Source organism: Deinococcus alpinitundrae (genome assembly GCF_009982895.1).
GTDB classification, from domain to species: Bacteria; Deinococcota; Deinococci; order Deinococcales; family Deinococcaceae; genus Deinococcus; species Deinococcus alpinitundrae.
On sequence record NZ_WXZL01000096.1, the window covers coordinates 1 to 660 of the forward strand.

General features: G+C 66.4%; 1 protein-coding gene. It reads left to right on the top strand.

What is annotated here, in order from left to right; translation table 11 throughout:
* Positions 1-660, top strand: a 660-nt coding sequence (locus tag GUI70_RS22545; protein ID WP_368733641.1) for an efflux RND transporter periplasmic adaptor subunit, incomplete at both ends; no start/stop codon positions are given.

A 660-nucleotide genomic window follows, 5' to 3' on the forward strand; every position in this document is an offset into this window, starting at 1 on the left:
CTCACCTCCAACCGCACCCAGCTCGAGCAGGCGGTCAAATCGGCCCAGCTCGCCCTGCAAAACGCCCAGGAGACCTACAACGCTTCCAAGCAAATTTATGACGTGGGCGCGCTTGCCAAGAGTGCCCTCGATACCCAGGCCCTGGCGGTGCAGCAGGCCCAGGGCAACCTGGTGACGGCCCAGGCCAACCTCAGCGCCAACGCGACCGCCAGCGGCAGCGGCCTTAAGAATTTGCAGATCAGCGTGGACAGTGCCCGCATCGCCCTGCAACAGGCCCAGACGGCGGCGGCCAATGTCAAGGTGGTGGCTCCCTTCAGCGGGCAGATTACCGCAGTGGCCGTCACGGGCGGCGAGTACCTCAATGCGGGCAGCGAGGCCTTCAGCCTGGTCAGTTCGGTGCGCACCCTCACCTTCAATGCGCCGCCCAGCGAGGCCGCCGCCCTGACGGTGGGCCGCCTGCTCAGCTTCAAGGTCGGGCAGACGAGCTATCCCATCAAGATTTCGCAAAATCCCGGCGCGCCCACCGGCGGCAGCGTGCAGCTCACCGCCCGCTTTACTGGCGAGAAGTTGCCCCCGCTCGGCGCAGTGGGCACGGTGCAGTACATCTCCACGGTGGGCAAGGGCACGCTGGTGCCCACCACCGCCCTGCAAATCGACAAC